The sequence below is a fragment of the Mesorhizobium sp. M1D.F.Ca.ET.043.01.1.1 genome, from assembly GCF_003952385.1.
Lineage (GTDB): Bacteria > Pseudomonadota > Alphaproteobacteria > Rhizobiales > Rhizobiaceae > Mesorhizobium.
The window spans coordinates 6,362,186-6,375,032 of sequence record NZ_CP034444.1; the positions used below are offsets into that span (position 1 = coordinate 6,362,186).

General features: G+C 60.1%; 17 protein-coding genes and 1 tRNA gene. 11 read left to right on the plus strand and 7 right to left on the minus strand.

Annotation, left to right across the window (positions count from 1 at the left end; all coding sequences use genetic code 11):
* The 5 genes from EJ067_RS30525 to EJ067_RS30545 all read left to right on the plus strand — a co-directional run bounded on the left by EJ067_RS30525 (position 1) and on the right by EJ067_RS30545 (position 2,307).
* Positions 1-264 (plus strand): hypothetical protein, encoded by a 264-nt coding sequence (locus EJ067_RS30525; protein WP_126088827.1) that lies wholly within the window; start codon positions 1-3, stop codon positions 262-264.
* Positions 264-932, plus strand: a complete 669-nt coding sequence (locus EJ067_RS30530; protein ID WP_126088828.1) for a LamG-like jellyroll fold domain-containing protein — start codon at positions 264-266, stop codon at positions 930-932. The genes EJ067_RS30525 and EJ067_RS30530 overlap by 1 nt, the downstream gene beginning before the upstream one ends.
* A 40-nt stretch (positions 933-972) precedes the next feature.
* Positions 973-1,671: a hypothetical protein gene (locus tag EJ067_RS30535; protein WP_126088829.1), complete on the plus strand. Its 699-nt coding sequence runs from the start codon at positions 973-975 to the stop codon at positions 1,669-1,671.
* Positions 1,672-1,783: 112 nt separating this feature from the next.
* Positions 1,784-1,999 carry a hypothetical protein gene (locus EJ067_RS30540; RefSeq protein WP_126088830.1) on the plus strand — a complete coding sequence of 72 codons (216 nt, stop codon included), beginning with the start codon at positions 1,784-1,786 and terminating at the stop codon, positions 1,997-1,999.
* A gap of 2 nt (positions 2,000-2,001) precedes the next feature.
* Entirely contained in the window at positions 2,002-2,307 is a 306-nt protein-coding gene (locus EJ067_RS30545; RefSeq protein ID WP_126088831.1) for a hypothetical protein, read from the plus strand.
* A gap of 4 nt (positions 2,308-2,311) precedes the next feature.
* Here the strand turns inward: EJ067_RS30545 and EJ067_RS34785 are convergent, their stop codons facing one another.
* Entirely contained in the window at positions 2,312-2,467 is a 156-nt protein-coding gene (locus tag EJ067_RS34785; RefSeq protein ID WP_189510190.1) for a hypothetical protein, read from the minus strand.
* 435 nt (positions 2,468-2,902) lie between these two features.
* Here EJ067_RS34785 and EJ067_RS30550 point away from each other — a divergent pair, with 435 nt between their 5' ends.
* The 3 genes from EJ067_RS30550 to EJ067_RS30555 all read left to right on the plus strand — a co-directional run bounded on the left by EJ067_RS30550 (position 2,903) and on the right by EJ067_RS30555 (position 5,400).
* Complete coding sequence (locus EJ067_RS30550; protein WP_126088832.1) at positions 2,903-3,124, plus strand: DUF768 domain-containing protein; 222 nt, start codon at positions 2,903-2,905, stop codon at positions 3,122-3,124.
* Between the two features lie 870 nt (positions 3,125-3,994).
* Positions 3,995-4,141 (plus strand): hypothetical protein, encoded by a 147-nt coding sequence (locus EJ067_RS34790; RefSeq protein ID WP_189510192.1) that lies wholly within the window; start codon positions 3,995-3,997, stop codon positions 4,139-4,141.
* Positions 4,142-4,185: 44 nt separating this feature from the next.
* A complete protein-coding gene (locus tag EJ067_RS30555; protein ID WP_126088833.1) occupies positions 4,186-5,400 on the plus strand; it encodes a PIN-like domain-containing protein in 1,215 nt (404 codons plus the stop codon).
* 29 nt (positions 5,401-5,429) lie between these two features.
* Here the strand turns inward: EJ067_RS30555 and EJ067_RS30560 are convergent, their stop codons facing one another.
* Positions 5,430-5,681, minus strand: coding sequence for a helix-turn-helix transcriptional regulator (locus EJ067_RS30560; protein ID WP_189510837.1), 252 nt, complete (start codon positions 5,679-5,681; stop codon positions 5,430-5,432).
* A gap of 80 nt (positions 5,682-5,761) precedes the next feature.
* On the opposite strand from EJ067_RS30560, the gene EJ067_RS30565 reads away from it, so the two are divergent.
* The 3 genes from EJ067_RS30565 (at position 5,762) to EJ067_RS30575 (ending at position 7,664) form a co-directional block, all read left to right on the plus strand.
* On the plus strand, positions 5,762-6,460 hold the full coding sequence (locus EJ067_RS30565) for a hypothetical protein (protein ID WP_126088835.1): 699 nt from the start codon (positions 5,762-5,764) through the stop codon (positions 6,458-6,460).
* Positions 6,461-6,563: 103 nt separating this feature from the next.
* Positions 6,564-7,283, plus strand: coding sequence for a hypothetical protein (locus tag EJ067_RS30570; RefSeq protein WP_126088836.1), 720 nt, complete (start codon positions 6,564-6,566; stop codon positions 7,281-7,283).
* A 171-nt stretch (positions 7,284-7,454) separates the two neighbouring features.
* A complete protein-coding gene (locus tag EJ067_RS30575; RefSeq protein ID WP_126088837.1) occupies positions 7,455-7,664 on the plus strand; it encodes a hypothetical protein in 210 nt (69 codons plus the stop codon).
* A gap of 18 nt (positions 7,665-7,682) precedes the next feature.
* Here the strand turns inward: EJ067_RS30575 and EJ067_RS30580 are convergent, their stop codons facing one another.
* The 5 genes from EJ067_RS30580 to phaC form a co-directional block, all read right to left on the minus strand.
* Positions 7,683-7,892 (minus strand): hypothetical protein, encoded by a 210-nt coding sequence (locus tag EJ067_RS30580; protein ID WP_126088838.1) that lies wholly within the window; start codon positions 7,890-7,892, stop codon positions 7,683-7,685.
* A 300-nt stretch (positions 7,893-8,192) separates the two neighbouring features.
* Positions 8,193-8,843: a DUF4145 domain-containing protein gene (locus tag EJ067_RS30585; protein WP_126088839.1), complete on the minus strand. Its 651-nt coding sequence runs from the start codon at positions 8,841-8,843 to the stop codon at positions 8,193-8,195.
* Positions 8,844-8,920: 77 nt separating this feature from the next.
* A tRNA-Glu gene (locus EJ067_RS30590) sits at positions 8,921-8,995 on the minus strand.
* Between the two features lie 440 nt (positions 8,996-9,435).
* The gene (locus EJ067_RS30595; RefSeq protein WP_245468357.1) at positions 9,436-10,596 is read right to left on the minus strand and encodes a YcbK family protein; all 1,161 of its coding nucleotides are present in this window, start codon (positions 10,594-10,596) and stop codon (positions 9,436-9,438) included.
* 325 nt (positions 10,597-10,921) lie between these two features.
* Positions 10,922-12,757, minus strand: coding sequence for a class I poly(R)-hydroxyalkanoic acid synthase (gene phaC, locus EJ067_RS30600; RefSeq protein ID WP_126088841.1), 1,836 nt, complete (start codon positions 12,755-12,757; stop codon positions 10,922-10,924).
* Positions 12,758-12,847 lie beyond the last annotated feature (90 nt).

Here is a 12,847-nt window from a genome sequence, read left to right on the forward strand (position 1 = left end):
ATGCCGACCAAACGCACGCCACGGAATCGCAACGCAAAGCGCAGGATCACCTCGGCAGCAGTCGAAGCCTTCAGGGCGAACGACTTCAAGGCGCTGCATCGTGCCTTGGGTCTGAAGCCCTGGGAGATGTCGCCGCTGCCGCGCGATATCGAGCCGCTAGGCTGCGATCCTGAACGTCCACCGAATTCCAGGACAACCCTTTTCGACCAATCGTTCGAACAGGCGGTAGAGCTACAGCGCGCTCTTTTGGAGGCGGCACAATAATGGCACGAAGTTTCTCTGGCGGTACGGATCAGTGCTACTGGTCAATGCCAACAACATCGCCGGCCGTTGGCTCTTTCGCCTTTCGCATGAAAACCACACAAACCACCGTCAACGCGGCTGCGGTCGTTTATTGGGATACAAGCAGCCGATGGGGGTTTGGTTTCATTCTGAACAACACGGCCAACAAGCTTCTGGTGCAGGGTTATTCATCAAGCGGTACGCCAGCAATACAATTGAGCTCCACGACGACGGTAAACGACGGCAATTGGCATTCCATCGTATTTAATTACAACCGAGCCAACGGTGGCGCGAATGCTCTGTTTATTGATGGCACCCAAGAGGCGAGCGGCAATTCTAGCGCTCTGTGGAATAAGTTAGGAAATAATCTGCCGATCGTGTTGGGCGACAGTCTCGACAGCTTCTGGGCTTCCTATGTAGGGGAGATCGCGGAAATAGGGCATTGGGCCGACGCGTCGAATTCGCAACTCGGCGCCGACGAAATAGCGGCCCTAGCAAAGGATTTTTCCCCCTTGCTCATTCGTCCTGCATCACTTTTCTTCTACGCTCCCATTGTCAGGGAGACGCGGGAATTGAAGGCCGGACTAACGGCGACAGTGACGGGCGGCTCAGTGTCCGACCATCCGCGCAAGCTTGGTCCTGGCTGTTGATCAGCCCCAGCCGATAAACGCAAAAAAGAGACATAGAAAAATGCTTTGCTCAACCGGCTCATTCTTCGGCAACTCGGCGCCCCCGTCGCCGCCACCCACACCGATGACGTACAGCTATGAAGGGGCGACGGTCGACAACGCGAACGGCTCTTCATATACCTTCACTGGGAAGTCCGTTGGTGCTGTCGGCGCGGGTCGCGTGCTGGCAGTAGGTGTAAACATCAGCGTCAGCAACATCGGAACACCCAGAAGCGTAAGCGGCGTCACCTGCAACGGCGTGGCGATGAGTGCCGGTCCAGCGGCCAACGGCGGTGCGACCGGTCAGAGTTCGGCAGCTTGGTTCTATATCGTCGAACCAACCGGAACCACGGCAAACTTCGTCGTAACCACCTCGGGGAGCGTCACCAACTGCACGATCGCGGTTTATCGGCTGTTCCCCAGCAGCAGCACGCCCGTGGACAGCGTGTCGACCGCCGGCAGCGCGTCGGCCACACTGACCGATCTCGAAGTGAAGACTGCCGGTCTAGCCCTGATCCTGTCGACCTCATCGGGAAACGTCGGCTCGTACTCATGGAGCGGGGTCGACACTCCCGTCAACGACGAGGTCAACTTGACCAACGATCGGCCCTCCCCAACGAACGCCTGGTCGATACCCACAACCGAAAACGACACCACGCGAGACTTCACCATCAACGCGTCAGGGTCGACGATCCGGGCCGTGGGTTTCTCGTTCCAATAACGACCACGAGGCCTTCATCCTGTGCCTGACAGGTCGGCGGCGAGCTGGCTCTAAAGGCCCTTTTCTGCGGAACTGTCATCGGGCATGATCAGGGCATGGCAAGGGGACAGCCATGCTCAAACCGGGACGAAAGCCGCAGAAGATCTATCCGAATGCTGATCGGTACGGAGAGGATGGCCGGCGGCTCTACAGCGCCTACGACGGGGCAGCGGTTGCCCGACGACCTGGCCGCCAACTGTGGGTGAAGCGCTTCCGGCTCGTGGCGATCGTGCTGGCCTTCATCGCCGGAGCGCTGGCTGCCATCATCATCAGCGCGTTGCCGCATTAGTTATGTCGGGCGAGACGGCAAACCTCGAAGTCTGGCATCGCGACGCGAACCATGCGCTTTTTATGGTACTGATAGAGTGCTGTCAGATCATCATAGATACGGCCGATGAATCCGACGCCATGGTCGCAATCGTCGCTCGGAACATCAAGCAGTCGGGCAAGACCAAGATGGCCAACAAGGAAATAGCCGAGTGCGCATATCGGCTCGCCCTTGGTCTTAAGCAGTGGAAGCACCCGCAGGCCGAGGCTTTGGCGCGCCTGGTTGCGCAGATCATGCTCGCCGACAGGTGGGAAGCGAAATTGCGGTAGCTATCTAGCCCGCGATTGCCATTCCGATGGCGAAGCCGATGCCAATAGCGATGCCCAGGAAGAGCTTTCCGGCTAAGTCGAGGGCGATGACGCGGACTTTGCCCCAAACGTCTACGTGGGGCTCTCTGAGGGCGCTGGAAAGGGCGTCAAACGTTTCCATGCCGAAGATTCTAGATCGAAACGGATTCGCTGTGAATCCCCCATCCTCTGGTGCGAAGACACCAGTCTGTGACGCGCCTGCGGACTGTCGCGGTGATCGCGACGTATCGTCGCCAATGTGTATGCCCTTCGCCATGGTTAACGAGTCTGGAGCGGGCACGGGCTTCTACTTGCATATCAAGCGAGTCGGGACCGTTCCAAAACCTTGGCTCGAAACAAAAGCCACCTTCAGCGGTTCCTCTTCATTGGAGGAAACCCATGTGCCCGACCGCCGACAATGGGGATGATCGCAAAGCCCATCTAAAACTGTTGGCAGAGCGACTTACGAGGGAGACTGGCATCGGGGAGGAAGAGGCCAGGCGTCTGATCGATCTGATTGGAACAGATTGGGATTCGCTGTTTCGCGAGGCCCGATTCCTGAAAGGGCGGCATTGAGATGAGTACGCGCGGCATCAACTTCCTCCACAAATGGATTTCCAACAACATCTCGGAGACGGTCGGCGCCGACATCATCTCGGTGGCTGAATTGACCCAAAAGCTTTTTGCTGACGCCAAGGCAATCGGGGTCGACAGCACGGAGATCGAGGAAGAAATTGGAAGCGTCTACGAGGTGATCTTTGACGCGACCGTTCATCGCGAGGCCGGCGTGGCGGATTGAGCCATGGCATGCCTGCGGGGAGCCATCGCCATGCCTCGATTACGCGCCAGCAGGGCCTGATGGCGTTCCTGAGGATAGGTACGCCAGCACAGCCGGGGCGGCGGGCTTTTCATATCGGGATTCAAAAACTCTGCCACAATTCCGCCTTCAAAATGACGCGTGACGGCCGCATTTCGTGAGTACAATTCTCGGCATGTTGAGGCACGGGATAGCCGACCCTATAGAGGTCACCATTTTGGCAAGGACCGTGAACGACTACTGCTCAAAGCATAAGATCAAGCGTACCGATGATCGCGAGCGGATTGCGATCAAAGCGATGTGCCTTTTCGGGCGGGGCATTACCGATCCAGAGGCGCTCTCAATGGCGCTTGAACAGGTAGGCCAAGGGGAACCTGGCCCTGCCGGATAGCCCGGTTCAGGCAACCTCCTGTGTCAATATGGGGAAAACAACCGGGCTATTCGGCCTTCACTAGGCAGGCGGCCATGCCGACCACGTGGTCGCATCTCCTTTTGCCCAGAACGGTACCAGCCACCATTGGCCGGCGCCACGCACTTGCCCTTTGAATCATAAGTTCATTAGCGCTAAAATATGCCCATGCTATGGGATAGCGATCAGGAAATGATTGACTGCGCCCGCCGTGCCATTGCTCGAACGCATATCGATGTCAGAGACATCAAATGGGCGGTCGAGCAAACGCGGCTCGCTATTCTGCGGTCTCGCGAACATTTGAGGCGGTTGGAGTGCAACACGCCGAACGGAAGTGCCCCAGGCCAAACAACCGCAAAGGTCTAGGCTGCCTTTCTACGCTCTGCCTCTTCTAGCAGCCGCGACAAGTGCGATTCATGAAACGACTGTAGGCTTTCGAGCAATTGCAGAAAATCGAGAGCCTGCCCAGAGAGGGCGTGAAGGCGCTGAAGTGCCTCGACTCGCTCTCGCTGCTGGATGATATGCCGTTCGCCGCGTCGGACGTGCCGCCGCACTATTTCAATGTCATCTACAAGCGCCATGACCGGTAACGGTCATTCTGCGAGCTGGTTCCAACTCGCTGGACGGCATAGCTGTGGCGGCCAGCAGTGTCCCCGATACCAACGTGCTGCTGCACCTATTTCGGTTCATGCCAAAGCAGCGGAAGGAAGTGATTGCCGCGTTCGAGTCGTTCGGCAAGCGACTGTGGTTGCCGCATCAAGTGGCTAAGGAGTTCCAGGACGGCTGGAGATCCGCCGACAGTGAAAATCGCCGGCTCTACGCTAAGCTGAAAGAGGATCTCGCAGAGAAACGGAGGGAGATCGAAAATTTGATTAAAGGTTCCAGCCGGTTTGATCCGTGGCCGAAAGGGTCGCCGATGCTGCAGGTAGCGGGCTTCTTTGAAAGCTTGTCGGCGGAGGTAGATTCTGCGACGGCGAAGCTCCCCGACGCGAACGCAGTTTTTGATGCCGTTACCGGCCTATTTGATGGCAAGGTGAGCGAGCAGCCAAAGAAGACCGACCTTGAGGCACGCCGCAAGGAGGCTGACCGTCGAAAGCAGGACAAAGTTCCTCCAGGTTACCGGGACAAGAGACCCGGCGATTACCTGATCTGGGCTGAGTTGAAGGAGAAGGCTAAGACCGCGAAACTCCCGGTTCTCTTTATCACCGCCGACGTGAAGGAGGACTGGTGGCTCAGGCACGGTGGCAAGACAGTTGGGCCACGACCGGAACTTCGAGATGAGTTTTCGGCTGAAACCGGCCAGATGTTTTACGCATATGAAGCTGATCGGTTTCTCTCGCTGGTAGCCGAACGCAACAAGAATCTGGTCTCTGACGACACCGTTCTAGAGATGAAAAGAATACAGAACAGACGCTTGGTGGCAGCGTCATCGCTGAGGATTCGATCCAAGCTTAGAGAGTTACTTGAGGATATCGTCCTAAAGGAAGGCGCGAGCCAGGAAGGACTTCTCGCATACGCTGCTAATATCGCTGTAGTACTAGATCTGATTGAGCCTACTATTGTGGCGCGAGCTGCCGGAAAAGAAACTGGCGACGATCCTGAAGCTCTCAAGAAGCATGCGGACGATCTGAAATCTGACGCGCTAAATGACGTTATCTATTTTGATGACAGCGAGGTTGGGGCTCATAACGTTGCTATGTTTGACAAGCTCATCGACCTCTTGAGAGATACGGAGTATCGGAACGAGCTTGAACACATACTAAACCGCCTTGCGGCGACACGCGAACTCCGCGAGCGGATCGAAGAGACCCGCCAAACGCTGGACAAGCAGCAGCCGGGCGCACCTTGAGGCGGTCCAATCAGCGAGCCTAGTAGTTCTTAGGGCTTCTTCAGCCTCACGCCAGCGCCGCCGCCGTTCTCGGAGATGAACTCGACGCCGGCCGATTCCAATGCCGACCGCACAGCGCCAAGGTTGTTCGCCATCCCGGCGGCTTCACCTTGGCTGGCTTCCATGCGCTTGAGCGTGGGGACGGAAATATTCGCCTTCGCAGCCAAGTCGGCCTGGGTGACGCCTACGAGAGCGCGGGCAGCAGCAATCTGTCGGCCAGTAAGTTTGTCCATTAGTATCACAATTATCCCAAAGTATTGACTATTGGCTTGCGCTGAGCCATTGGTATCACGTTGATACGCTAATCTCAACGGAGAACACAATGCCGAACCCACACGTTCCGGCAGCCGGCGAAGCTATGCCCGCTGCCAAACTCATCACCGGGAGGTTTTCCCGCCGTGCCATGCTCGTCGGCGCAGTAGCCGCTGTCCCGGCCATAGCGGGCGCTGTATCGGCGCCGGCGGAGATGCATGGCCGACTTCCGGCAGAGCATCCCGATGCCAAACTCTTCCGGCTCGATCTGGAAATGGCGGAAGCCCAGGCCAGGAAGGAAGAGGCCTTGAAGGTCGAGAGCGAGACCTACAGCAAATGCCGTGAACTGCACCCGCCGGAAATGGGAGAGTGGCAGGATCTGGAAATGCCCGCAGACGTTCTGACCTATGTCACCGCCCAACCCTTCGCCAACCCGAAGAACGATCCTGAGGAGGTCCGCGCATATTGGCAGGCTCGCAAGGAGAGCAGGAAGGCCCACCAGGCCTTGCAGGAGGCGCGCCTTGAGCAAGTTGAGGCCATCAACCGCCAGGGCGGCTTGACCGCCGCAGAACTGGCCTACGAAGCCCGCTTCGAGGAAGCCTGGGAAATCGGTAAGCGCATCTTCGACACGCCGGCCAACACGCTTGACGGCATGATGATCAAGCTGCGCACGGCCGACAGGCTGGAACTGCCCATCGGCGCCGAGGATAACGAAGCCCTTGCATCCATCGCGGCCGACATCAAGCGGCTCGTCGGGGGCGCGTCATGAACGCCGACGAGATCAAGTTCCTTCGGCTCTTGCGCCAACTCTCGCCCGAGAAGCGGCGCTTGGTCGCTGATCTGCTTCGCGAGCTGGTGCCGGAGGTGAAGTCATGAACGCCGTCATCACAAGCCTGCAGCCCTTTGGCATCCCTGACGGGCTAGATCCTCGCGAATGGCGGATTGCCGTCCAGCGGCGGGTCGACGAGTTGCTGGACCAGTCGATGGCGCTGATCACCGCGCTCGACATCATGGAGGCTGACAGCGAAGACCTGGAGGACGGCGCGGACGCAGAGCCTTGGCTTGGGTGGACCGATCGCGGGCCGCAAACTGTCAGCCCCGTCTTCCTCGATGGTCGCGGCAGCGCCTACGATGACCGTGAGGAGGAGAACGAGCACGGCGGCGACATTAACGACGAGCCCCAGGCCGGCGGCAGCGGTGGGGCCGCCTGGGAAGGAGACGACGAGCATTCGCTCGGCTGGACAGAGGAAGCATCGCAAACGGGCAACCTGGGCTGCTATGGCAGCGAAGGGGACTTGGAGCCCGATCTCGGCTTCGTCGGGCATGGCACCGGCTGGCGCAAGGGCGAGGACGCTCTGGACTGGGGTGAGCATGACGACGAGCGGGAGCCGAACGGCGACGAAACCGATGGACCCTTTGACGGTGATGGCTCTGGCCGTGCCATGGCCGAAAAGATGCTCCGAGAGAAGGCGAGGCGCCTCCCGTCGGGCGACATCGCGCGGGAGATCACAGAGCGGTCAGTGACGGTCCCGCCGCTCGATCCCGATGCCATGGACCTTCGCGCGCACTATTGGGCGGCGAAGGGGTTCTGAAACTTTCGGATGGGCATCGCGAACCTGTGATGACCGCTCGACGGAGGATTGGGCTAGAGTCTTGCCTCAGACCATCTCCAGTTAGGCTCGGCGGCTTCGGCTACCGGGCCTTTTCTTTTGTTCTTGATGGCACTGTTGATAGATAGAGGTGCCGACATATGGGAGGGTGCAATGCCTGAAGAGGACTTCCAATGGTGGGAGAATCCGGAGGAGACCGCAGAGGCAGATGCTGAAGAGGTTCGGCTGATGATACGCGAGACGTTTGCTCGCTTGGAGCGGATGGAAAATACCATCAACGATCAGCTCCATGGCCTAACAATCAAGACCAATCTCATTTTGCTCGCGTGTGTAGCAATCGTAGTTCTAGGCCATTTCCTATGATCCGGATGGCCCGAGGGCCTAGCCCACTCTCCGGCTGGACCGCCAGCGCGCGGTCTCGATGTCATCACGGGAAATCCCCATGTCGCTTAGCATGTCGTCCGGTGAGTCGCTCAGATCGTCCGTTGCCTTCAATAGCGCCTTCTGATCGGCTCGGCGACCGAACCAATCGACAAGGGGACCAGCTACGACAAGAGGAAGATTCATCAGCACAGGAAGGTTCACAAGCATCGGGGTACTCCCTTCACCGCTGCACAAGCTAGGCCGATGCGCCCGGTGCTTCTGTGAAAAAACTCACAGACCCGTTAGTGCCTGCATCAAAGGCCCGACGGCTTTGGCTTCCGGGCCCTCCGGTGTCTAGTGGCAGAAAAGCCACATGGCCTGAATATGCGGGGCTTCAACTAGGGCGCGCTTATTATCCATCTTAGCGAGGCGTACCGTCTCATCTCCGAGGGGCCGCTGGAGCGCTCGCTGCGGCAACGTAGCGGGCGCTTCCCGTTCAACAAATCGGCTTCGGCTTCCGGGCCTTTTTTATTGGCCGGGCGGCGTAGCCTCTTCAGCGGCTTTTATGCCTCGATCGATCCTTGCTGTAAGGACGAAGAGGAAGTTTCCGAGCGCCTCCGCGAACTCGACCGATTGCTTCGCCTCCTCCGGCGAAACGTGCGGCCGCTTTTCGTCCGCATGTCGCGGCCGATTGGAGCCAAGCCGAACAGAATGGGCCCAATTTGCCATGCCTTCGGTTAGGAGGCCTTGTTTGAGCGCCTGATCGATGCGGGCATACAAGCTGCCATCTGTGAGCTTGTGAGCCTTGAGCATGGCGTCGACTGCGCTGCCAGCCATCACCGCTGCCGCATCGGGTGCACGAAGAGTCTCGAAGCCTTGCTGGAGAAATCTTCTCGCGGTTTGCGGGATATCTTCGTGAGCCACTTTGGCATCGGGAAAACTGGCCACGACTTCCATGCGGCCTTCCTTTTCATAGCGCATCCGCAGCGAAATGACGCCAGAGCAAGAATTGCAGCGGAATGCCGCCCAGCGTACTTCGCCGTGCGCGTGCCAATGATCATGCCAGAGGCGATTGATGTTAGGGCTCGCAATGTCGCAATGCGGGCAGCGCCCGAGATCTAAAAGCTTGTCGCCGGGGACTTTGCCGGCTCCAGCTGATGAAACGCTCGCATATGGCAAAAGAGCCTCCTCGAATCGGTATATTGGCCAGAAATTGGACAGATCGGGCAAGCGTATGACTAAGTGCTTGAAAAGACTGGTACGCCCAAGGGGAATCGAACCCCTGTTACCGCCGTGAAAGGGCGGTGTCCTAACCGCTAGACGATGGGCGCGCTCAGACGAAGCGGCTTATAATTGCGTTGTTCGCAACCGGCAACCCATCCGCAGCCACATGCGACAACTTTTTTCAACAGTGGCAAAAAGCGTTCTTTTCGGTGGCAGGTAACGGTTTGCGGCGCCCAGGTTGCTCGCGCATCCTTGGAGATTGGCTGGAACGCCACTCGAGGTCGTCATTCTATGGCGGAGCAAGGAGCGTAGCGACGCGGCGCAGACCATAGAATCCATTCCGTTACCTAGAAGCGTTGCAGCTGTGCAGAATTCTGGTCGGCTGCATTCTTCGGCCAAGGTCACGGAATGGATCCTCGGGTCTTCGCGTCCGCTTCGCTGCCGCTCCGCCCGTGGATGACGAAGTTCGGAGGCTTCGGCTAATCGCCAACGTTTGGTGCGGTGAACTTTGTCGAAACGGAGGCCGACGGCCGCCCTCTACCGGGGCTCAGCCGTCGCCACCGCCGCCGCGCCGGCGGCAGCGCCAGTTCCAGTCGCGCTCGGGGCCGACGTCGACGTGGATCGATTCGGTGTGGCAGTAGGTGCCGACGCCGCCGCGGCCGGGCATGGAGCGAACATAGTTCGCCAGTTCCCACTTCGAGACGCCGGGCACCTGGATGTCGGCGGCGGCGCAATACATGTGCAGGGAGTTCTTGGCGCCGTTGGCGCGGCGGTTGCGAGACGGATCGCGATAGCCGGAGGTGACGACCATCTTGCGGCCGAAATGGCCCTCGATCGTCTTCAGCACGCGCACCAGCGACGGCTTCAGGCAGGCGACGTCGACGCTTTCGTTCTGCTTCAAGAGGCCGTTGGGCGCGAGCCTCGCCATTCCGGCGGCTGACGCCACCTGGTAGGAGCCGCCGCCCTCGTCCTCGTTGAGGTCGACGTCGCTCTCGTCGTCGATGCCGGACTTGCGCTTGATCTCGAACAGCGCCGTCTGGCGCACGCCGGGCAAGGCATCGGCGCCGGTGATGTGGTTGCCGCTGTCGTCGCCAAGGGAAGCGAGTTGCACCGGCTTGTCGCCCGGCGTCGCGGAGGCGAGCGTCACGATCGGCTTTGCCGGCGGCGGCGTGGTCTTGGCCTGGGCGGCGGGCTGGTCGCCGGAGCGCGCGTTGTTGATCAGCGGCGCGGGCGCAGCGGAAGCCGGCGTGGTGCTGAACAGCGAGGCGAACAGGCTCTTCTTCGGCGCGGCGATCTGCTGCTGCGGCTCGCCGGCCGTCACGTAAACGCCGCCATTGTTCATGACCGGCGCGGCCTGGGCTTGCGATGCGACCGCGGCGGCGTCGTCGGCGGCGACCTTGTCGGCGACGGCTTTCGTCTCGTCGGCCGTCTGCGCAGGCTGTGCCAGCGGTTGCGGCGTGCTGCCGGCGATCGAACTGGCGCCTGCCGGCACGGCGACGGCCGGGAAGGCGGCTCCGGGCCGCGTCTCCGGCAGATAGGCGACCTTTTCCGGCAGCGGCTTGTCGTCCTCGCTCATCACGGTCGATGCCGCTTCCGGGGAGGGCGCTGCCGCCTGCACGGTCGAATCGGCCGACGCCACGGGGCTGGCAGTGGAAGCCGCGCTCATCTCGGTTGCAGTCGAATTGTAGCCGGGCGTGACGACCGACATCGTCGGGTCGCCGGTCGAGGTGCAGGAGGCCAGAAGCACGGAGAAAAGCGCTGCCGCAATGCTGCGGCTTTCCCCTCGCGCGAGACGCCAACCTACTGGTTTCAAAATAAAATTCCCCCTCGGCATCCGGTCCGTATATCATCGCCGCGGCGCTCCAGTGCCTTTGCGATGACCTCCTGTTCCCGAACCGGAAACGGGATATGCGTCAATCTGCAAGTCTCGGATTTATTGTGCGTCTGAAGGCGAACCGAGGCTGCGAAAACGATTAACCCCACCATTTCGCCCTGTTTTGGCGGCCCGTCAACTCACCAGACATTACAGTCCGTTACACACGCACCTTGACATAGGTGCCCGGCGCATCCCCCAAGGTTTTCATACGCTTGCCGGGTTTGCGGGCCGGGACATGCACATTGTCCTGGCTTTCAATCCAGTGCTGCCAGTGCGTCCACCACGAACCCGGATGCTCGTGCGCGCCAGCGAACCAGGTGTTGAAATCGCCAACCGGCTTGGCGCCGGTCCAGTACTGGTATTTGTGCGCCGCCGGCGGATTGACGACGCCGGCGATATGGCCTGAGCCGGCCATCACATATTCGACGTCGCCGCCGAAGAACTGCGAGCCGAGGAACACCGAGAGCGCCGGCGCGATGTGGTCCTCTTTCGTCGCCAGGTTGTAGACGGGGATCGTGATGTCGGCCAGCGAGACGGTGCGGCCGGCAAGCTCCATCGTGCCGCGAGAGAGATTGTTCTCGAGATAGCAGTTGCGCAGATAGAAGGAATGGTTGGCGGCCGCCATGCGCGTCGAATCGGCATTCCAGTAGAGCAGGTCGAAGGGCAGGGGATCCTTGCCGCGCATATAGTTGTTGATGACATAAGGCCAGATCAGATCGCCCGAGCGAAGCATGTTGAAGGCTGTCGCCATCTTGGTGCCTTCGAGATAGCCCTTCTCGCTCATCGAGCGCTCGACCGCGGCAACCTGGTCCTCGTCGACGAAAACCTTAAGGTCGCCGGCATAGGTGAAGTCGACCTGGGTGGTGAAGAAGGTCGCCGACTTGATGCGGTGGTCGCCTTCCTGCGCCAGAAGCGCGAGCGCCGCCGCCAGCAGCGTGCCGCCGACGCAATAGCCGATGGCGTTGACTTCGCTCTCGCCGGTCGCCTTCTCGACCATGTCGAGACCATATTGCAGGCCTTCGCGGATGTAGGCTTCCCAGCCCTTGGCGCCGTGGCGCTCGTCCGGGTTGATCCAGGAGATGACGAAGACCGTGTGGCCCTGCTCGATCGCCCAGCGGATGAAGGATTTCTGCGGGTTGAGGTCGAGGATGTAGTATTTGTTGATCCATGGCGGGCAGACGAGCAGCGGGCGCCTCAGCACCGTCTCCGTCGCCGGATCGTATTGGATGATCTCGGCGACGTCGCTGCGGCCGATCACCTTGCCGGGCGTCATGGCGATGTTCTTGCCGATCTCGAACGGCGCGTAGTCGGCCTGGCGCAACTTCAGGTCGCCCCTGCCGGCGGCAATGTCCTCGGCCAGCATCTTCATGCCGCGCACCAGGTTCTCGCCGTTGGAGGCGACGGTCTCGCGGAACAGTTCCGGATTGGTCAGGATGAAGTTCGAGGGTGCGATGGCGTTGGAGACCTGCTTGACGTAGAAGCTCGCCTTGTGGCGGGTGTGCTCATCCAGGCCCTCGGCATGCTCGACGAGGTCGGAGGCCCAGCGCGAGGTGACGAGATAGGCCTGTTTCAGGAAATCGAAGAAGGCGTTGCGGCCCCATTCCGGGTCCTGGAAACGCTTGTCGCCGCGCTCGGGCTTGACGGCGTCCTCAGGCGTTTCGGCATTCGGGCTGACCTTCTGGATGGCGTTGGCCCAGACCGTCATATAGCCGGCGAAAAGCCGCGTCTGCGCTTCCAGAGCGCGCTGCGGGTCGGCCAGCCAGTACTCAGAGAGCTTGGAGAAGGTCTTGACCATGTCGACCACGGGCTCGGCGACATGGTCGCGCACCTCACCCTTTTCGCGCGGCTCGGCCCAGGCGGAAGCCGCCTTGCCGGCCTGCTCGATCATGCGCGCCATGTTCAGCGCGAAACGCTCGGGATCTTTCACCAGATATTGCTCGACGGTCGAAGGTCCGCCATTTTCCGCTTTGTCCGAATCGGGCGCTTTGGACATGGTTCGCGGGGTTCCTCCCGGAGCGTTTTCTTGACATATTACCATGGGACATCTGACCGGGTCCAACACGCTCTAGCCCGGCTGCCAGGA